Genomic DNA, 18,205 nt, shown 5'->3' on the forward strand with positions numbered 1-18,205 from the left:
GTCAAAGGAACTGCTGATGTTTGACAAGATCCTCATTGCCAACCGGGGCGAAATCGCCTGCCGCGTGATCAAGACCGCCAAGAAGATGGGTCTGACCACCGTGGCGATCTATTCCGATGCGGACGCGCAGGCGCTGCATGTGGACATGGCGGATGAGGCCATTCACATCGGCCCGCCCCCCGCGAACCAGTCCTATATCGTCATCGACAAGGTGATGGAGGCCGTGAAGCAATCCGGCGCGCAGGCCGTTCATCCGGGCTACGGTTTTCTCAGCGAAAACAGCAAGTTTGCTGAGGCGCTCGACGCGGTTGGCGTGGCTTTTGTCGGCCCGCCCGTTGGCGCCATTGAAAAGATGGGTGATAAAATCACCTCCAAAAAGATCGCGCAGGAGGCGGGTGTCTCGACCGTGCCGGGCTATATGGGTCTGATCGAAGACGCCGACGAGGCCGTGAAAATTTCGAACGAGATCGGCTACCCGGTGATGCTCAAAGCCTCGGCTGGCGGCGGCGGCAAGGGCATGCGGATCGCTTGGAATGATGAAGAGGCCCGCGAAGGTTTCCAATCGTCCAAGAACGAAGCGGCAAACTCCTTTGGGGATGATCGGATTTTCATCGAGAAATTCGTCACCCAGCCCCGCCACATCGAAATTCAGGTGCTTTGCGATGCGCATGGCAACGGCATCTATCTGGGCGAGCGCGAGTGTTCGATCCAGCGCCGCAACCAAAAGGTCGTCGAAGAGGCACCGAGCCCCTTCCTTGACGAAGAGACCCGCAAAGCCATGGGCGAGCAGGCCGTCGCTCTGGCGCAGGCTGTGGGCTACACCAGCGCGGGCACGGTGGAATTCATCGTCGATGGCGACAAGAATTTCTACTTCCTTGAGATGAACACCCGCCTTCAGGTGGAACACCCGGTCACCGAACTGATCACCGGTGTTGATCTGGTCGAGCAGATGATCCGCGTGGCCAATGGCGAGAAGCTGTCGATCACCCAAGATGACGTGACCCTGACAGGCTGGGCCATCGAAAACCGGCTCTACGCCGAAGACCCTTACCGTGGTTTCCTGCCCTCCATTGGCCGTCTGACCCGCTACCGCCCGCCGCAAGAAGTGGCCGCCGGGCCGCTGCTGGAGCAAGGCACATGGCAGGGCGATGCACCGAGCGGCGAGATGGCCGTGCGCAACGATACCGGCGTCTTTGAGGGCGGCGAAATCTCGATGTATTACGACCCGATGATCGCCAAGCTTTGCACATGGGCCCCGACCCGCGAAGAGGCGATTGAGAAGATGCGCGTCGCGCTCGACAGTTTCGAGGTTGAGGGCATCGGGCATAACTTGCCGTTTCTCTCTGCCGTGATGGATCACCCGAAATTCGTTTCGGGCGAGATGACCACCGCCTTCATCGCCGAGGAATATCCCGAAGGTTTCGAGGGGGTGACCCTGCCTGAGGGCGAGCTGCGCCGCATCGCTGCGGCCTGCGCTGCGATGCACCGCGTAGGCGAAATACGCCGGGCGCGTGTCTCGGGCCGGATGGACAACCACGAGCGCAAGGTCGGCAGCGATTGGAACGTAAAGCTGCAGGGCGAGAGCTTTGACGTGGTCACCAAGGCCGATCCCGACGGGGCGACGGTGGCCTTTGGAGACGGCGGCGAAATGCGCGTCAGCGGCGATTGGACACCGGGCGACCAACTGGCCGAAATGACTGTCGATGGCGCGCCTTTGGTGCTGAAGGTTGGCAAAATCTCTGGCGGCTTCCGCATCCGCACCCGCGGCGCGGATCTCAAGGTGCATGTCCGCACTCCGCGTCAGGCGGAACTGGCGGCCCTCATGCCCGAGAAACTGCCGCCTGATACCTCCAAGATGCTGCTCTGCCCGATGCCGGGTCTGGTGGTGAAACTCGACGTCGAAGTGGGCGATGAGGTCCAAGAGGGCCAAGCGCTTTGCACCATTGAGGCGATGAAAATGGAGAACATTCTACGCGCCGAGAAGAAGGGCGTGGTGAGCAAGGTCAACGCTGGCGCGGGCGACAGCCTTGCGGTGGACGATGTGATCATGGAGTTCGAATAGGGTGCGATGCGCTGGCGATCAGGGCGAGCAGGGCGCGGGGCATCAACGGATGACGTCGCGCTCCTTTGCCTCTCTGATTTCACGCTGGCGCAGTGGCATCTTGTCGATGCTGCGGGTGATCTCGCGCACGTCCCATGGAAAGGGTTTGCGCAATTCGATCTGGCCTTCCTTGTCGACCAGCACCAGCATGAAGCCCCGCGGGCGCATTCGCAGTCTGAGCGCGCTGCGCGCGGCAGGGTCGGTATCGGTCAGTACCACCACATCGCGCAGGCGCAACTCTTCCTCGCGGTCGCGGAGGTATTCCATCTGCGCGACATATGCCGGATCGTTCTCGGAATTGGCAAAGACCAGAACGGGCCGCTTTTTCCATTGGAAGGCGCTGAGATCGGCCATATCGGCGGGCAGGAACAGCGGATCCTCCATCGGGGTATCGGCCCCTTGGGCAATCGCTGTGCTGGCGATCAATCCTGCAAAAACTAGTGAGATCAAACGTTTCATCAAGGCTCCTGTCCCTTCAGATATAGGGGGCCTGTACCATTTTGCGAAGGGCAAAGCGCCGCAGGGGGCATTTATCCCCGTTGAGGCGCGCCCCGTGACAATTCAGCCGCCGGTGATGCGCAGGCCCATGCCTGCCGCCCGGCGCTAAGGGAGAAGGACAAGCATATGACATCCGACCAAAAGGACGCAAAGACACGCTGGCAGGAACTGGCAACAGGCGAATTGCGCGGGCGCAGTCTCGACGATCTGACGTGGAAGACGCTGGAGGGGATCGACGTCTCGCCGCTCTATACGGCAGAGGATGTCGCCGGGCTGGATCATCTGGGCGGCATCCCCGGCGAAGCGCCGTTTACGCGCGGTGTGAAAGCGACCATGTACGCGGGCCGCCCCTGGACGATCCGGCAATATGCGGGCTTCTCCACGGCGGAGGAATCCAACGCATTCTACCGCCGTGCTTTGGCCGCCGGGCAGCAGGGTGTCTCGGTCGCCTTCGACCTCGCCACCCACCGCGGCTATGACAGCGACCACCCGCGGGTTGAGGGCGATGTCGGCAAGGCCGGCGTGGCCATCGACTCGGTCGAGGACATGAAAATCCTCTTCGATGGCATCCCGCTTGATCAGGTTTCAGTCTCGATGACGATGAACGGCGCGGTGATCCCGATCCTCGCCAGCTTCATCGTTGCGGGTGAGGAGCAGGGGCATGACCGCGCCAAGCTCTCGGGCACGATCCAGAACGACATCCTTAAGGAATTCATGGTGCGCAACACCTATGTTTACCCGCCGGAACCGTCGATGCGGATCATCGGTGACATCATCGAATATACCTCGGACCATATGCCGAAGTTCAACTCGATCTCGATCTCGGGCTACCACATGCAGGAGGCCGGAGCGAACCTCGTGCAGGAGTTGGCCTTTACCATCGCGGACGGGCGCGAATATGTGCGTACGGCGATTGCGGCGGGCATGGACGTGGACCGCTTTGCGCCGCGCCTGTCGTTCTTTTTCGCCATCGGCATGAACTTCTTCATGGAAGCCGCCAAGCTACGCGCTGCGCGGCTGCTCTGGTCGCGGGTGATGGAGGAATTTGAGCCGAAGAACCCCAAGTCCTCGATGCTGCGCACCCATTGCCAGACCTCCGGCGTGAGCTTGGCCGAGCAGGACCCCTATAACAACGTTGTGCGCACCGCCTACGAGGCGCTCTCTGCGGTCTTGGGCGGCACGCAGTCGCTGCACACGAACTCGCTGGACGAAGCAATTGGCCTGCCGACCGAGCATTCGGCCCGCATCGCCCGCAACACCCAGCTGATCCTGCAAGAAGAGACCGGCATCACCAATGTCGTCGATCCGCTCGCCGGCAGCTACTACGTCGAGAAGCTGACCGCTGATCTGGCCGAGGCCGCGTGGAAGTTGATCGAAGAAGTCGAAGAGATGGGCGGCATGACCAAGGCCGTGGCCTCAGGCATGCCGAAACTGCGCATTGAAGAGGCGGCGGCACAGCGTCAGGCGGGCATTGACCGGGGCACCGAGGTGATCGTCGGCGTGAATAAGTATCGCCGCGACAAGGAAGAGCCGATCGACATCTTGGACGTCGACAACGTCAAGGTCCGCGCCGGTCAGGTCGCGCGGCTGGAACGTATCCGGGCCGAGCGGGACGAGGACGCCTGCACCGCCGCCTTGGCCGAACTGACACGGCGGTCCGCCGAGGGCGGCAATCTGCTCGACGCGGCGGTGGAAGCCGCCCGCGCGCGCGCCACAGTGGGAGAGATCAGCATGGCGATGGAGAAAGAATTCGGGCGGCACCGGGCCGAGGTCAAGACGCTCTCGGGCGTCTATGGCGCGGCCTATGAGGGCGACGCGGGCTTTGCCGATATACAAAAATCGGTCGATGAGTTCGCCGAGGCCGAGGGCCGCCGCCCGCGCATGCTGGTGGTCAAAATGGGCCAAGATGGGCACGACCGCGGGGCCAAGGTGATCGCCACGGCTTTTGCCGACATCGGCTTTGACGTGGACGTTGGCCCGCTGTTCCAGACCCCCGCCGAAGCGGCGCAGGACGCGGTGGACAACGACGTGCATGTTGTCGGCATCTCTAGCCAAGCGGCGGGGCACAAGACATTGGCACCGCAGCTTATTCAGGCGCTCAAGGATGCGGGGGCAGAGGATATTCTGGTGATCTGTGGCGGTGTCATTCCGCAACAGGATTACAAGTTCTTGGAGATCGCGGGCGTCAAGGCGATCTTTGGCCCGGGGACGAATATCCCGACGGCTGCGCAGGATATCCTCAAGCTGATCCGCGAGACCCGGAAGTGATGCAGGCTGAAACGGGCGCGGTCCAAACGGGCCGCGCGATCCGCCCCGCAGAGCGGCGCGATGCGGCTGCCGTGGCGGGCCTATGGAACGGCATGATCCGCGACAGCCTGTCGACATTTACCACCGATGAAAAGACGCCAGAGGATATCACCGCGCTGATCGTCACCCGCGCCGACGCTTTTTGGGTGGCCGAAGACGCAGGGCAAGTCATGGGTTTTGTCACCTATGGCAGCTTTCGCGGCGGGCCGGGCTACGGCGCGACGGTCGAGCATAGCATCGTGCTGGCGGCCGCGGCACAGGGGCAGGGGCTGGGCCGCGGCCTGATGACGCGGGCGGTCGAGGCGGCAGCGGCGCAGGGCCATCACGTCATGGTTGCCGCGATCAGCAGCGCCAATCCGGGTGCTGTGATTTTCCATAAAAAACTGGGCTTTGCACAGGTGGGCCGGATGCCCGAAGTCGGGCGCAAACATGGGCGATGGCTGGATCTGATCTTGATGCAAAAAACCCTGTCAGCATCCTGACTTCCCCGGTGCCAGCGGTTAAGCTGGGAGCCGAATACCAAAGGGTCAGCCCATGTCGATCTGGACGCGCATCTCCGAAGCTTTGTCAGCCCTCACCGCGGGCGAGGGGCTGTCGGCTGTCTTTGACCGTCTGCGCAGCCCGCCTGAACGCTCGGTCGCCTTTACCATCGCAGTCATCGCCTTGGGCGCGAAAATGGCCAAGGCCGATGGGCTGGTGACCCGCGATGAGGTGACGGCCTTTCGCGAGGTCTTCCAGATTGCCGAAGGGGATCAGGACGGGGCGGCGCGGGTCTTTAACCTTGCGCGGCAGGATGTCACCGGGTTTGAGGAATACGCCAAACGCATCGCCAGCATGTTCAACGACCAGCCCGAGATGCTGCATGATCTGATGGAGGGGCTGTTTCACATTGCCATGGCCGATGGCGTCTATCACCCGAATGAAAACGCCTTTCTCGAAGATGTCGCCGCGATCTTTGGCATGGGAGAGGAGGCCTTTGCCTCGCTCAAAGCGCGGTTCGTGCCCGACAGCTCGCCCTTGCCGCGCACGGTTCTGGGCATCGGCCCCCATGCCACGCTCGAAGAAGCCCGCAAGGCGTGGCGGCGGCTGGTGCGGGAGAACCATCCCGATGCGTTGGTGGCGCGTGGCTTGCCGCAAGAGGCCATCAAAATGGCCGAGAAACGCATGATCGACATCAACCGCGCGTGGGAAACGATCTCGGGCAAACACGCTTGATGCGCATCGCGACCTACAATGTTGAGTGGTTCGCGAGCCTTTTTGACGATGACAATCAGCTCTACGACGACGGTGAATGGTCTTCGCGCTATCAGGTGACCCGTGCGCAGCAAACGGCGGCTTTGGGGCTGGTTTTCGGCGCGCTGGATGCCGATGCGGTGATGGTGATTGAAGCGCCGAACCACGGGCGGCGGCAGTCCACCGTGGCAGCGTTAAAGCATTTCGCCGCTCGGTTTTCCCTGCGCGCGCGCGAGGCCGTCATGGGGTTTTCCAACGATACAGAGCAAGAGATTGCGCTGCTTTATGACCCCGATAAGCTCACCGCCCGCCATGTGCCGCAGTCGGCAGCAGGTGCCCCGCGCTTTGACCAGACGTTGCGGATTGATCTTGACGTAGACGCGACTGAGGATGCCGTGGTCTTCTCCAAACCGCCGCTTGAGCTGGAGGTGACCACGAAGACCGGCTTTGCCTTTCAGATGATCGGCGCGCACCTGAAATCCAAAGCGCCCCATGGGGCCAAGTCGGAGGCCGATGTGCTGCGCATAGCCATCGCCAACCGGCGCAAGCAATTGGCGCAAGCGATCTGGCTCAGGCGGCGGATCGATACGCATCTGGCGGCAGATCGGCCCGTGATGGTGATGGGTGATTTGAACGACGGGCCGGGGCTGGATGAATTTGAAAGCCTGTTTGGGCGCTCGTCGGTCGAGATTGTGCTGGGGGAGGGGGCGGCGGCGCTCTTTGACCCGCATGCCAAACTGGCGCTTAGCCGACGGTTGGGGGCCGCGCCTACCAGTGCGCGGTTTTGGATCGCTCCGGAGGAACGCTACCTTCAGGCGCTGTTGGATTACATCATGGTCAGCCCGCAACTCTGTGCTCGCGATGCCCGCTGGCGCATTTGGCACCCGATGGATGACCCCGCCTGCTGGCAAAACGTGGCCCTGCGCGATGCGCTTCTTGCGGCGTCGGATCACTTCCCGGTCACGCTGGATGTCGACCTTTAGGCGGGCTTGTGCCCGTGCATCGGCAGAAGACTAGAAATCCCGAACGCGCCGCCTACATCAATTGCATGACACGTTTCATGCCCCTTATCGCCCTTTGCACGATGTTGCCGCTTGTGGCCCATGCGCAAGAGGACACCGAAGAACGCGGCCTCGGCTTGATGGAGCGCGGCGCGCAGATGTTCATGGACGGGATCATGGATGAGATGGGCCCGGTCATGGAAGGTTTCGAGGGCTTCATCGAAGCCATGCGCCCCGCGCTGCGCGATTTCGCGCGGGAGATGGGACCGAAGCTGACGGAACTGCTGGACGACGTTGAGGATTGGAGCGCATATCAAGCGCCCGAGATGCAGCCCAACGGCGATATCATCATTCGCCGCAAGCCGGATCATCCGATGATGCCACCAGACACGCCGACCGAGCCTGTCCCCCAGATCGACCTGTAACGCGGCCTATTTCGGAGGCCGTTTGCCGGTACGCACATGGACTTCGGCGTCAAGCGATTTGGCGAGCGAGTTCAGCCGCGCCTCTGCGACCTCACCGAAAAGCGGCACCATGTCGGGGGTGAGCCACAGCTCCAACTGCTTTTTCTTGGGGAACCAGCGCAATTCGCCGCGCTGTTCGCCCTTGTCCATCCACAGCATCGCACCAAAGCGCATGGCCTTGCCGAGTATCTCCGCCTCCAACCGGGTCTTCTCGTCGACCATCTCATAGAGGTCTTCGAACCGGGTGTTTTCCCGTTTGTTGGAGTATCGGTGCAGCAGTGCCAGCCCCAGATAAATCCGCTCAGCGTGTTTGAGCCCGCCAAGGTTGGCGCGGGTGGCGTTGTCAAAACAGGTCTCGGCCCGGTAGTCGGGATGCGCGCGCCAGCTGACGTCATGCAGGAGGCAGGCCGCTTTGACCAACCGCCTGCGCGCATGCGGGGCAGAGCGGTAGAGCGGCAGGATGAAGTTATAAAGCACTTTACCAAAGCCGGGCATCCGCGCGTCTTTGGCTTCGGCGAAATAGCAAGCCTCAATCAGCGGATCACGGTCGCGCAGGCGCTGCGGCATCTGCTCATAGAGCATGCCTTCGCGGATGCCGTAGCTGGAAATGGCGATGTCTTTGGGACGGAAGGTTTTGACCAGACGGCTCAGCACCTCAGCGGCGTAGGGCACCAGCGACATCCGGCTCGACGACACGCCGCAGGCGTTGCGCAACTCTTCCAAATCAGAGGCTTGGATAAATTTCACCGTCTCTCGGACGGATGTCACGGTCATGCGGTATTCATGCAAAACATGCAGCGGATAGCCGCGGCGGTACATGTCGATCCGCGCGATGGCGCGCCATGAGCCGCCCACAAGAAACAGCCGGTCGCGTTGGTTGCCCATCTTGTCCTGAAGGCCGGTGATGACCTCTTTGATATGGGCATGCCGCCCTTTGGCCCCGCCCTTGAGATCGCGCAATTTCAGCGGCCCGAGTTGCGAGGTCACCCGCCGCCCGACGCGCCCACCGGAGATTTCCGCCAGTTCCATCGACGAGCCGCCGATGTCGCAGACAAGGCCGTAGGCACCAGGCCAGCCCAGCAACACCCCTTGGGCCGAAAGCCGGGCCTCTTCCTCGCCGTCGATCACCCAGATGCGCAGACCGGTTTCGCGCAGCACATCGGCGCAGAACTCGCGCCCATCGCTGGCATCGCGCACCGCTGCGGTGGCAACGACGGTGAGTTCCGACAAGCCCATGCCATCGGCCAGTTTGCTGAACCGGCGCAGCGCCGAGAGGGCACGGGCGCGGCCTTCGGGGGACAAGTGACCCGTCTCAGACATGCCAGCGCCCAAGGCGCACATGATCTTTTCGTTATAGAAATAGGCCGGAGAGCGCGCCGCGCCGTCGAACACCACAAGGCGGACAGAGTTCGAGCCCACATCCACAACGCCCACCCGCGCCAGTGCGCGCGCGCCCGGATCCTGAAACAAGGGTTTGGCGAAAAGGCCCAGTTCCGCCACGCCAGTCTCAGGGACGGGGGCGGCTCGGGAAGGGTCGGTCTGGTCTGCCATCAATGCTCCTGCGGGCCATCCGTTTGAAGGGATAATTGGCGCAGGGGCGCGGTGAGGTCAATTGCTAACGGACCTCTCCATAGGTCAATCCTCGGTATGGGTCAGCTTGGGCACATCCGACGCCCCCGCGCTGCCGCGCCCCGAAAGCGAGGGGTTTTCCATAAAGAAGCGGTGGCAGTTAAACGCGAAAGTTCCCTCCGGCACGGCGGGCCGGGTGAATTTGCCATCCGGCCCCATGACCCAGCTTTGCGCCACGTCAGCCAGATTGGCGGCCATGATCTGGCTGGTGATCTGTGCCTTGACGGTCGGGGTCTCGATCTCGACCAAAGTCTCGACCCGGCGGTTCAGGTTGCGGCCCATCCAATCGGCGGAAGACATGAAAACCCGCGCTTTTTTATGTGGCAGCCCGTGGCCGTTGCCGACGCAGACAATGCGGCTGTGTTCCAGAAAACGGCCTATGATGGATTTGACGCGAATGTTGTCTGACAGCCCCTTAACGCCGGGCCGCAGCCCGCAGATGCCGCGAATGACAAGGCTGATTTCCACCCCGGCTTGGCTGGCATCATAAAGCGCGTCGATCACTTCGGCGTCGATCAGCGCGTTCATCTTGGCCCAGATCACGGCAGGCCGCCCGGCGCGGGCATGGTCAGCCTCGGTGGCGATCATCTCAAGCAGGCGCGGCTTGAGCGTGGTGGGGGAAATAGCGAGGTTTTCCAACTGCTCAGGCGGGGCATAGCCCGACAGGAAGTTGAAGACTTTCGTGGCATCGCGCCCAAGGCTCGAGTCGCAGGTGAAAAGCGACAGATCCGTGTAAATCCGCGCGGTGATCGGGTGATAGTTGCCGGTGCCGTAGTGGGTATAGGTCACCAGTTGATCGCCCTCGCGGCGTACCACGGTCGAGATCTTGGCGTGGGTCTTGAGGTCGAGAAAACCGTAAACCACATGCGCGCCCGCGCGTTCCAAACGGCGTGACTGGCGGATATTGGCGGCCTCATCAAAGCGGGCTTTCAGTTCGACCAAGGCGGTGACGGATTTACCATCCTCGGCGGCCTCGCAGAGCGCGCTGACGATCGGGCTGTCGCGCGAGGTGCGGTAGAGCGTCTGTTTGATTGCCACCACATCCGGGTCGCGCGCCGCTTGGGCAAGGAAGCGCACCACCATGTCAAAGGTCTCATACGGGTGGTGCAGCAGCATGTCTTTTTGCCGGATCGCGGCGAACATATCGCCATCGTGGTCGCTGACGCGCTCGGGCACGCGCGGTGTGAACTGCGGCCACAGAAGGTCGGGCCGGGCGTCGGTTACCAGTTTCGACAGATCGGCGATGCCCAACATGCCTTCGATTTCGATCACGTCTTGGGGCCGCACGCAAAGCTCGCGCATGACGACGGATTTCAGCTTTTCCGGGGCCCCTGCGGAATGGGTCAGGCGCACGACTTCACCGCGGCGGCGGCGTTTCAGGGCCACTTCGAACTCGCGCACGAGGTCTTCGGCCTCGTCTTCGACCTCAAGATCGCTATCGCGCAGTACGCGGAATTCGAAATGCGCCTTGAGTTTGTAGCCCGGAAAGAGGTTGGGGATGTTGATGATTAACAGGTCTTCGAGCGGCAGGTAGCGCAGGCAGCCGTCGGGCGCGGGCAGGGGCACGAAGCGGTCGATCTGGCCGGGGATCGGCAGCAGCGCTTGCAGGGGGCGTTTGTCGCGGCTGCGTTCCAGTTGCAGCGCCAGCGCATAGCCGGTGTTGGGGATGAAGGGGAAGGGGTGTGCCGGGTCGATCGCCAGCGGCGACAGCACGGCGAAGACTTGGTTGAGAAAGACCCCTTCGAGATGCTTGTGGTCCGCCTCGGTCAGGTCGGCGGCGCGCTCCAGCATGATGTTCTGCGCGTCCATCTCGGCCATGAGGTCAACCAGCACGCGCTGCTGGGACATCATCAGGTTGCGCGCGTCTTCGTTGATCAGCACCAGTTGCTCACCGGGGCTCAGCCCATCGGCGGCGGCGGTGGTGTTGCCCGCTTGGGCCAGTTCGCGCAGTCCCGCCACGCGCACGGTATAGAACTCATCCAGATTGGTGGCCGAGATCGATAGGAAGCGCAGCCGTTCCAGCAGCGGCACGCGCGGGTTCTCGGCCTCTTCCAGCACACGCCAGTTGAAGTCGAGCCAGCTCAGCTCACGGTTAAAGAAACGGCCCGGCCCGGCTGTATCAAGCTCGGGCAGATCGGTGGCGGGCGGAAAGGGCGCTTGCAGGAAATCAGCTTGGGTCATGCGGGCCTCATGACATTGGAATGTAACGGGTTTGCGAAGGCTTGCGTTAATTATTCCAGTATCACGCGCGGGGCGGGGCGATGTCCAGCACCTGCGCGGCCAGTGCGCGGGTCAAGGGGCGCTTCTGCGCGAGGCTGGCAGCATCCAGCCGGTCGACCAGCGCGATGGCGGCGGCAAAGGAACGGTCCATCCGGGTCATCAGATAGTTGATCAACTCCGGTTTCGGCGTCAACTGCCGGTCGGCCAGCAGCTTGACCAGCAGTGCGGAGAGTAGCGCGTCGTCGGGGGCTTCCATTTCGACCATCGTGGCGCCGCGCATCCGGCTGACCAGATCGGGCAGCGTCAGCCCCCAATGGGCCACCGGCCCGGTGCCGGTGAGCAAGAGCGCCTGACCCTCGGCCAGCACGAGGTTGTGCAGGTGAAACAGAGCCGTTTGCGCTTCGGCGTCCCCGGCGATCAGATGCACATCTTCGACGGCGAGGGGGCCGCGGGCGAGGGCGGGAATGTCGGCCTCCAGCAGGTCGGCGGCACTGATGATGCGGGCGCCCGACAGATCCGCCCAAACATGCGTCAGATGCGTTTTGCCCGAGCCTTGTGGCCCGGTCAGCGCCAGCTTTCCGCCCGCCCAACCGCGCCAGCCGTCGATCATCGCCATCGCCATGGCGTTGGAGGGGGCGACAAAGAAAGCGTCGCGGCCCAGAGCCGTCCGGCTGGGCAGGTTCAACCCGAGTTGGTGGGCCATGTTAGCGGATGTCCTCGTCGACGGTCGTTTCAGGCTCGCGGCCTTTGTAGAGCACGCTTTCACGGTAGCGCGCCGTGGCGAAACGCGCGATCACCCCGATGGCGGCGGCAACGGGCACCGCGACCAGCAGGCCAACGAAGCCAAAGAGCGTGCCAAAGACCGACAGCGCCAGCAGCAGCCAGACCGGGTGCAGGCCGACCGAGTTGCCGACCAGCTTCGGGGTCAGCAGATTGCCCTCGACGATCTGGCCCAGCACAAAGATGCCCGCCACGAGCCCGATGGACACCCAATCGCCCCAGAATTGGAACAGCGCCAGCCCGATTGCCAGCGCCCCGCCGATCAATGCGCCAAGGTAGGGAATAAAGGTGACCAAACCGGCCACGAATCCGACGACGAGGCCGAACTGCAACCCCACCAGCATCAGTGCCACGGCGTAATAGGTGCCAAGGATCAGGCAGACCGTGCCCATGCCACGCACGAAGGAGGCGAGCGTTGCGTCGATCTCCCGCGCCAATTGCCGGATCGTCGGCGCATGGTCGCGCGGCAGCAGCCGGTCAATGGCGGCAACCATGCGGTCCCAGTCGAGCAGCAGATAGACGGCGACCACGGGGACGATGACGAACAAGAGCAGGATGTTGATCAGCGAGGCAAAGGAGGCCAGTGCGGTTTGGAACAGCTCACCACCGCGTTCTTGGATCGTGGTGCCTAAGGTGGTCAGCGAGGTGCGCAGCGTCGAATCGTCGTCCAGCAGCGAGGGAAAGCGCTCGGTGATGAAATCGGTGAAATTGCGAGTGACCTTGGGCGCGGTCTCGATCAGGTTGACGGTTTGGTTCACCAGCGTCGGGATGACCAAAAGCGCCATCAGCACGAAGATCAGAAGGGCCGCCACGGTGATCAGCGCGGTGGCCATCACACGGCTCAGCCCCAGTCGCTCGAGCCGGTCGGCCACTGGATCGAGGAAATAGGCAATCGCCCCGCCCAGCAGGAAGGGCAGCAGCACGTCGCCCATGAACCACAACGCCACCATGAACACCGCCGCAGCGATGCCCCAGTATTTCAATTGGTCTCGGATTGGCAGGGCCATGATGCTCTCCGGCAGGGAATGGTCTCACATCGCCCATGTGGCGTTTCGTTTCAAGTCTTGGCTGCTTGACTGGGGGGAGATCGGGGGACCATCGCAGCAGCACGCTGTCCGTTGTGCACAGGCCGCTTGAGAGATGGGCGCTGTGCGCCGCGGGCGGCCAAGCTCTCGCGCTGCCGTGCGATGTGATTGTCTCGCCCTTTGACATGCACTAGTCAGGGGGCAATTCGCTCAATGAGGAAACACCATGCGTCTGTCCCAATATTTTCTGCCCGTGCTGAAGGAAAACCCTGCCGAGGCGCAGATTGTCAGCCACCGGTTGATGCTGCGGGCGGGGATGATCAAGCAATCCAGCGCGGGGATCTACTCCTGGCTGCCGCTGGGTTACAAAGTGCTGCGCAAGGTCGAAGAGATCGTGCATCAAGAGCAACAGCGCGTGGGCCATATTCCGATGCTGATGCCGACGCTGCAATCGGCGGATCTGTGGAAAGAATCGGGCCGCTATGACGCCTACGGCCCCGAGATGCTGCGCATCCGCGACAGGCAGGATCGCGACATGCTCTACGGTCCCACCAACGAAGAGATGATCACCGACATCTTCCGCAGCCATGTCGGGTCTTACAAAGACCTGCCGCTGACGCTCTATCACATCCAATGGAAGTTCCGCGACGAGATCCGTCCGCGTTTCGGCGTGATGCGGGGCCGCGAGTTCCTGATGAAAGATGGCTATAACTTCGACCTCACGAAAGAAGACGCGCTGCACGCTTACAACCGCCATTTGGTCAGCTACCTGCGCACCTATGAGCGGATGGGCCTGCAGGCGATCCCGATGCGCGCCGACTCTGGCCCCATTGGCGGCGATGACACGCATGAATTCCTCGTGCTGGCCGAGACGGGCGAGTCGGAGGTCTTCTATGACAGCGAGATCACCGATCTGACCTTTGGCGACCGAGAGATTGATCCCAGCGATCACGACGCCTGCCGCGCCGTGTTGGATGAATTCACCTCGCGCTACGCCCGCACCGATGAAACCCACGACCCGGAGCTTTTTGCCAAGGTGCCCGAAGAACGCCAGCGCACCGCGCGCGGCATCGAAGTGGGGCAGATTTTCTACTTCGGCACCAAATATTCCGATGCAATGAACGCGAAGGTCCAAGGCCCGGACGGCAAACAGGTGCCGGTCCATATGGGCAGCCACGGCATTGGCGTCAGCCGCCTGCTGGGCGCGATCATTGAGGCGAGCCATGACGACAAGGGCATCATCTGGCCTGAGGGCGTGACGCCCTTCCACGCCGGGATCGTGAACCTCAAGCAAGGCGATGAAGAGGCCGATGCAGCCTGCGACGCGCTTTATAAGAGCCTCAAGGCGCTAGGCCTCGATCCGCTTTATGACGACCGCAAAGGCGGGGCGGGCATGAAATTTGCGACGATGGACCTGATCGGCCTGCCGTGGCGCATTACTGTCGGTCCGCGCGGGTTGAAAAACGGCGTGGTCGAACTCACCAGCCGCCGCACAGGCGAAAGCGCAGAGCTGCCGCCAGAGCAGGCGGTCGAAAAGCTGGCGAAAATCTACGCCGGTATTGCCTGAGGTCGCCGATGATCCTGCGGGCGCTGACATTGGCCGGTGGGATCATAGGGGCATGGATGGCCGCGCAAGGCCCGGGGTTCACCCGGGCCTATGTGTTTGAGCTAGAAGCCGCAGAGCGCAGGCTTTCGCAGGTGGTGGCGGATTTCGACCGGGCGGCAGATAGTGTCGGGCTAGACCGAAAGGCCGCTCTGGTGCGGCTGGGTGGCTCGGCCCTTTTGAAGCGTCGCCGCATTGACCTAATGCGCAATATTAAGCGTCACGCGAGACTGGAGGCGGAATTGCCGCCCCTTCGCGCAGCAGGCCCGTTCTTGCGCAGCTATTATCTGCTGCGGGCGCCGGATGCCGACGCCCTGCGCGAAACCGCGCGTGCCTTTTCGCCTTCCGCCCCGCGCAGCCGTGCGGAATTTATCTTTGCCGTTTTGGGGTTCATCGGAGGGGCCGTTCTCAGCCGGTTCCTTTTGTGGCTGCCCACATGGCCCGCGCGCTTCCGCCGCCGCCGGGCATTGCGTTCTTGACCCTTCTGGGGCAAAGCCTCAGGTTGCGCGCACCTCAGACCGGAGCCCTCCCGCATGGCCAGCAAACCCACACGCACCGCCCCATTCGCGGCCTTTGAATGGATGATCGCTTGGCGCTACCTCCGCGCCCGCCGCGCCGAGGGCGGGGTGAGCGTGATGACATGGATCAGCCTGATCGGCATCACGCTCGCGGTCTTTGCGCTGATCGCCACGCTGTCGGTCCGCTCTGGCTTTCGGGCTGAATTCGTCGACACGATCCTTGGCGCCAATGCCCATGTGACGGTCTACACGATGGGCGAGGTTCAAGAGACCGGCCAGATCGACCGCACCATCGCCAACTATACCGAAATGGCCGCCGAGGTTGCGAAAGTGCCCGGCGTGACCCGCGTGGCCCCTCTGGTGCGCCAGCAGGTCATGGCGAACCGGCGGCAATCCAACGCAGGCGTTGAGGTCTTTGGCATCGCGTCTGATGATCTGATGACCATCCCCGGCATCCAGCCTTCCGAGCGCTCTTTCGGTGACATTGGCCAGTTTGAAGAAGGCATCGCCATCGGCAGCGGCGTGGCGCAGAGCTTGGGCGTGCAGGTTGGTGACACGATCAAGCTAATCTCGCCCAATGGGGTGAAAACCGCCTTTGGCACCAGCCCGCGGGTGAACGGCTATGAGGTCGTCTATATCTTCTCTGCCGGGCGCTATGACATTGATAAGACACGCGTCTATCTACCGATCTCCGAGGCGCAGAGCTTTTTCAACCGCGAGGGCGTCGCGGATGAGTTGGAGGTTATGGTCGAAGACCCCGAGAGCGTTGACGCTATGGCGCCGGCGCTGATGCAGGCGGCGGGCGATCGGGCGCAGGTCTGGACATGGCGCGATGCGTCCGGCTCGTTCCTATCGGCGCTGGATATCGAGGACCGGGTGATGTTCGTGATCCTCTCGGTGCTGGTGTTGATCGCCGCGATGAACATCGTCTCGGGGCTGATCATGCTGGTCAAGAACAAGGGCCGCGACATTGGCATTCTGCGCACCATGGGGCTTTCTGAGGGCTCGGTGCTGCGGGTGTTCTTTATCTGCGGCGCGTTCACGGGCATTATCGGCACCGCCGCAGGCGTGGTGCTGGGCGTGCTATTTGCGATCTACGTCGACCAGATTTTCGCCTTCGTGAACTACCTCAGCGGCGGCAATGCTTGGGATGCGTCGATCCGCGGCATCTATTTCCTGCCCGCGAAACTGCAACTGGGCGATGTGCTCTCTGCCGTGGGGCTGTCGCTCGGGCTGAGCTTTGTCGTGACGATTTTCCCCGCCCGCCGCGCGGCGCGGATGAACCCTGTGGAGGCCCTGCGCTATGAATGATCCCGTCCTGCGCCTGAGCGGCATTTCAAAGGCCTACAACCCCGGCAAGCCCAACGAGGTGCAGGTGCTACGCGGCATAGACTTGACGGTCGCCCCCGGTGAAGTCGTGGCACTGGTCGCCCCTTCGGGGGCGGGCAAGTCGACGCTGCTGCACATCGCGGGGCTGCTGGACACGGCTGACAGCGGCACGGTTGAGATCGCAGGCGATGACCTCACGGGGCAGAGCGACCGCAAGCGCACCGGGGTGCGCCGGGCGGATGTGGGATTTATCTATCAATTCCACCACCTACTGCCCGAATTCACCGCGCTGGAAAACATCGTGCTGCCGCAGCTTGCCAATGGCGTGGCCCGCAAGGTGGCCGAGGCGCGGGCGCGTGATCTTTTGGCGCAGGTCGGCATCGCCGAGCGGGGCGACCACCGCCCCGCTGCCATGTCGGGCGGTGAGCAGCAGCGGGTGGCCTTTTGCCGCGCGCTGGCCAACGCGCCGCGTCTGCTGCTGGCGGACGAGCCCACGGGCAACCTCGACCCGTCGACCTCGGATCAGGTGTTTGCGGCGCTGATGGCGCTGGTGCGCGGCACGGGGCTGTCGGCGGTGATTGCCACGCATAACCTCGAACTGGCCGCCCGCATGGACCGGCAGATCCGGCTTGAGGCGGGGCAGCTTGTGCCGGTCTGAGCCGGGCCTGAACTAGCCGCAGATATTGTCCAGCTCGACCCCGTCCCAAGGCAGACGCACATCATGGGCGCGACTTTGGGGCAGGGGGGCGACGGGCATGGCTTCGGACAGCATCGCGTGCAACCGTTTGGTGCGCGGCGCCTGCGGGTCGAGCGCGCGACAGCAGACGAATTCCTCAACGATTGATCCCTGCTGCTCATAGCCGAAATCAAGGAAGCGCGGCTGCGTGTCGACCTCGAAAAGATAGGGATCGGGGCTGGTGAACTGCTCTGAGGCCGCGCGCAGTGGTGAGTAGCCGGTGAGCTTGCGGTTCTGCCATTGCCAGACATGGGTGACCTCATGCGCGAGCAGCATCGCGGCGATCAGCCCGATGCGGTCGGGGTGATCGGGGAGGTAGTCTTCGAGGTACCAATCCTTGTCGAAAAGCAGGTTGTTCCACAGGGCCACGGCGGCGGGTTTGGAGGTCACGGTGTCACCTTCCTGCGGCGGCAGGATGCGCTCGCGGCAGGTGGTGCGCGGGCGCGGCTTGCGGGTGAAGGTCACGGCGCGGGTCGGGGCACCGTCGTGTAGACGCACGCGGTCGTAGTCGACGGAACTGCCGTGGATGGTGGAGAGATAGGCGCGCTCGTTCTCCGTCAGCGGACGACCGCAGGCGGTGAGGAGGAGGAGAAGGAGGAGCGCGCGGATCATGGGGGGAGTTAGGACCGGTGTGGGCGGCGGATCAAGGGGGAAGTTTGGACAACCGCGAAACAGTAGGGCCGCGTCCGACCTCGGGCCGGAGGGCTACTTGGAAAAGGTCCAGTGGACCTTTTTAGCCCGAAGGGCGGCGCAAGCCGCGG

At 62.9% G+C, this 18,205-nt stretch carries 16 protein-coding genes; 10 read left to right on the plus strand and 6 right to left on the minus strand.

Annotated elements, in window-relative coordinates; genetic code table 11:
• The first annotated feature begins 16 nt into the window (after positions 1–16).
• Positions 17–2,062 carry an acetyl-CoA carboxylase biotin carboxylase subunit gene (locus J3456_RS02190; RefSeq protein WP_349578700.1) on the plus strand — a complete coding sequence of 682 codons (2,046 nt, stop codon included), beginning with the start codon at positions 17–19 and terminating at the stop codon, positions 2,060–2,062.
• A gap of 42 nt (positions 2,063–2,104) precedes the next feature.
• Here J3456_RS02190 and J3456_RS02195 read toward each other — a convergent pair whose 3' ends face one another.
• Positions 2,105–2,560, minus strand: coding sequence for a DUF4174 domain-containing protein (locus tag J3456_RS02195; RefSeq protein WP_349578701.1), 456 nt, complete (start codon positions 2,558–2,560; stop codon positions 2,105–2,107).
• Positions 2,561–2,725: 165 nt separating this feature from the next.
• On the opposite strand from J3456_RS02195, the gene scpA reads away from it, so the two are divergent.
• The 5 genes from scpA to J3456_RS02220 all read left to right on the plus strand — a co-directional run bounded on the left by scpA (position 2,726) and on the right by J3456_RS02220 (position 7,565).
• Positions 2,726–4,867 (plus strand): methylmalonyl-CoA mutase, encoded by a 2,142-nt coding sequence (gene scpA, locus J3456_RS02200; RefSeq protein WP_349578702.1) that lies wholly within the window; start codon positions 2,726–2,728, stop codon positions 4,865–4,867.
• Positions 4,867–5,388 carry a GNAT family N-acetyltransferase gene (locus J3456_RS02205; RefSeq protein ID WP_349578703.1) on the plus strand — a complete coding sequence of 174 codons (522 nt, stop codon included), beginning with the start codon at positions 4,867–4,869 and terminating at the stop codon, positions 5,386–5,388. Before scpA ends, J3456_RS02205 begins: the two co-directional genes overlap by 1 nt.
• Before the next feature lie 52 nt (positions 5,389–5,440).
• A complete protein-coding gene (locus J3456_RS02210) occupies positions 5,441–6,121 on the plus strand; it encodes a molecular chaperone DjiA (protein ID WP_120351538.1) in 681 nt (226 codons plus the stop codon).
• Positions 6,121–7,122: an endonuclease/exonuclease/phosphatase family protein gene (locus J3456_RS02215; RefSeq protein WP_349578704.1), complete on the plus strand. Its 1,002-nt coding sequence runs from the start codon at positions 6,121–6,123 to the stop codon at positions 7,120–7,122. Before J3456_RS02210 ends, J3456_RS02215 begins: the two co-directional genes overlap by 1 nt.
• Positions 7,123–7,199: 77 nt before the next feature.
• A complete protein-coding gene (locus tag J3456_RS02220; protein WP_349578705.1) occupies positions 7,200–7,565 on the plus strand; it encodes a hypothetical protein in 366 nt (121 codons plus the stop codon).
• A 6-nt stretch (positions 7,566–7,571) separates the two neighbouring features.
• On the opposite strand, the gene J3456_RS02225 is transcribed toward J3456_RS02220, so the two are convergent.
• From J3456_RS02225 to J3456_RS02240, 4 genes are all read right to left on the minus strand, one after another.
• Entirely contained in the window at positions 7,572–9,155 is a 1,584-nt protein-coding gene (locus tag J3456_RS02225) for a Ppx/GppA family phosphatase (RefSeq protein WP_349578706.1), read from the minus strand.
• Positions 9,156–9,239: 84 nt separating this feature from the next.
• Positions 9,240–11,414 carry an RNA degradosome polyphosphate kinase gene (locus J3456_RS02230; RefSeq protein WP_349578707.1) on the minus strand — a complete coding sequence of 725 codons (2,175 nt, stop codon included), beginning with the start codon at positions 11,412–11,414 and terminating at the stop codon, positions 9,240–9,242.
• Positions 11,415–11,475: 61 nt separating this feature from the next.
• Positions 11,476–12,156: an HdaA/DnaA family protein gene (locus J3456_RS02235; protein WP_349578708.1), complete on the minus strand. Its 681-nt coding sequence runs from the start codon at positions 12,154–12,156 to the stop codon at positions 11,476–11,478.
• 1 nt (position 12,157) lies between these two features.
• Positions 12,158–13,240, minus strand: coding sequence for an AI-2E family transporter (locus tag J3456_RS02240; RefSeq protein WP_349578709.1), 1,083 nt, complete (start codon positions 13,238–13,240; stop codon positions 12,158–12,160).
• A gap of 244 nt (positions 13,241–13,484) precedes the next feature.
• Between J3456_RS02240 and proS the strand changes: the two genes are divergently transcribed.
• The 4 genes from proS to J3456_RS02260 are packed head-to-tail and all read left to right on the plus strand — an operon-like array spanning position 13,485 to position 17,366.
• Positions 13,485–14,825 (plus strand): proline--tRNA ligase, encoded by a 1,341-nt coding sequence (gene proS, locus J3456_RS02245; protein ID WP_349578710.1) that lies wholly within the window; start codon positions 13,485–13,487, stop codon positions 14,823–14,825.
• 8 nt (positions 14,826–14,833) lie between these two features.
• On the plus strand, positions 14,834–15,340 hold the full coding sequence (locus J3456_RS02250; RefSeq protein WP_349578711.1) for a DUF2937 family protein: 507 nt from the start codon (positions 14,834–14,836) through the stop codon (positions 15,338–15,340).
• Between the two features lie 54 nt (positions 15,341–15,394).
• On the plus strand, positions 15,395–16,690 hold the full coding sequence (locus J3456_RS02255) for a lipoprotein-releasing ABC transporter permease subunit (RefSeq protein ID WP_349578712.1): 1,296 nt from the start codon (positions 15,395–15,397) through the stop codon (positions 16,688–16,690).
• Positions 16,683–17,366: an ABC transporter ATP-binding protein gene (locus J3456_RS02260; protein WP_349578713.1), complete on the plus strand. Its 684-nt coding sequence runs from the start codon at positions 16,683–16,685 to the stop codon at positions 17,364–17,366. Before J3456_RS02255 ends, J3456_RS02260 begins: the two co-directional genes overlap by 8 nt.
• Before the next feature lie 12 nt (positions 17,367–17,378).
• Here the strand turns inward: J3456_RS02260 and J3456_RS02265 are convergent, their stop codons facing one another.
• Entirely contained in the window at positions 17,379–18,056 is a 678-nt protein-coding gene (locus tag J3456_RS02265; protein WP_349578714.1) for a hypothetical protein, read from the minus strand.
• Positions 18,057–18,205 lie beyond the last annotated feature (149 nt).

It is taken from the genome of Sulfitobacter sp. NFXS29 (genome assembly GCF_040148765.1).
GTDB lineage: Bacteria > Pseudomonadota > Alphaproteobacteria > Rhodobacterales > Rhodobacteraceae > Sulfitobacter.

What these genes read in the sequence shown, in the direction of transcription:
- J3456_RS02225 (WP_349578706.1), bottom strand. Translation starts at nt 9,155, where the DNA reads ATGGCAGACCAGACCGACCCTTCCCGAGCCGCCCCCGTCCCTGAGACT.
- J3456_RS02255 (WP_349578712.1), top strand. Translation starts at nt 15,395, where the DNA reads ATGGCCAGCAAACCCACACGCACCGCCCCATTCGCGGCCTTTGAATGG.
- J3456_RS02265 (WP_349578714.1), bottom strand. Translation starts at nt 18,056, where the DNA reads ATGATCCGCGCGCTCCTCCTTCTCCTCCTCCTCACCGCCTGCGGTCGT.
- J3456_RS02260 (WP_349578713.1), top strand. Translation starts at nt 16,683, where the DNA reads ATGAATGATCCCGTCCTGCGCCTGAGCGGCATTTCAAAGGCCTACAAC.
- scpA (WP_349578702.1), top strand. Translation starts at nt 2,726, where the DNA reads ATGACATCCGACCAAAAGGACGCAAAGACACGCTGGCAGGAACTGGCA.
- J3456_RS02210 (WP_120351538.1), top strand. Translation starts at nt 5,441, where the DNA reads ATGTCGATCTGGACGCGCATCTCCGAAGCTTTGTCAGCCCTCACCGCG.
- J3456_RS02190 (WP_349578700.1), top strand. Translation starts at nt 17, where the DNA reads ATGTTTGACAAGATCCTCATTGCCAACCGGGGCGAAATCGCCTGCCGC.
- proS (WP_349578710.1), top strand. Translation starts at nt 13,485, where the DNA reads ATGCGTCTGTCCCAATATTTTCTGCCCGTGCTGAAGGAAAACCCTGCC.
- J3456_RS02235 (WP_349578708.1), bottom strand. Translation starts at nt 12,156, where the DNA reads ATGGCCCACCAACTCGGGTTGAACCTGCCCAGCCGGACGGCTCTGGGC.
- J3456_RS02250 (WP_349578711.1), top strand. Translation starts at nt 14,834, where the DNA reads ATGATCCTGCGGGCGCTGACATTGGCCGGTGGGATCATAGGGGCATGG.
- J3456_RS02220 (WP_349578705.1), top strand. Translation starts at nt 7,200, where the DNA reads ATGCCCCTTATCGCCCTTTGCACGATGTTGCCGCTTGTGGCCCATGCG.
- J3456_RS02230 (WP_349578707.1), bottom strand. Translation starts at nt 11,414, where the DNA reads ATGACCCAAGCTGATTTCCTGCAAGCGCCCTTTCCGCCCGCCACCGAT.
- J3456_RS02240 (WP_349578709.1), bottom strand. Translation starts at nt 13,240, where the DNA reads ATGGCCCTGCCAATCCGAGACCAATTGAAATACTGGGGCATCGCTGCG.
- J3456_RS02205 (WP_349578703.1), top strand. Translation starts at nt 4,867, where the DNA reads ATGCAGGCTGAAACGGGCGCGGTCCAAACGGGCCGCGCGATCCGCCCC.
- J3456_RS02195 (WP_349578701.1), bottom strand. Translation starts at nt 2,560, where the DNA reads ATGAAACGTTTGATCTCACTAGTTTTTGCAGGATTGATCGCCAGCACA.
- J3456_RS02215 (WP_349578704.1), top strand. Translation starts at nt 6,121, where the DNA reads ATGCGCATCGCGACCTACAATGTTGAGTGGTTCGCGAGCCTTTTTGAC.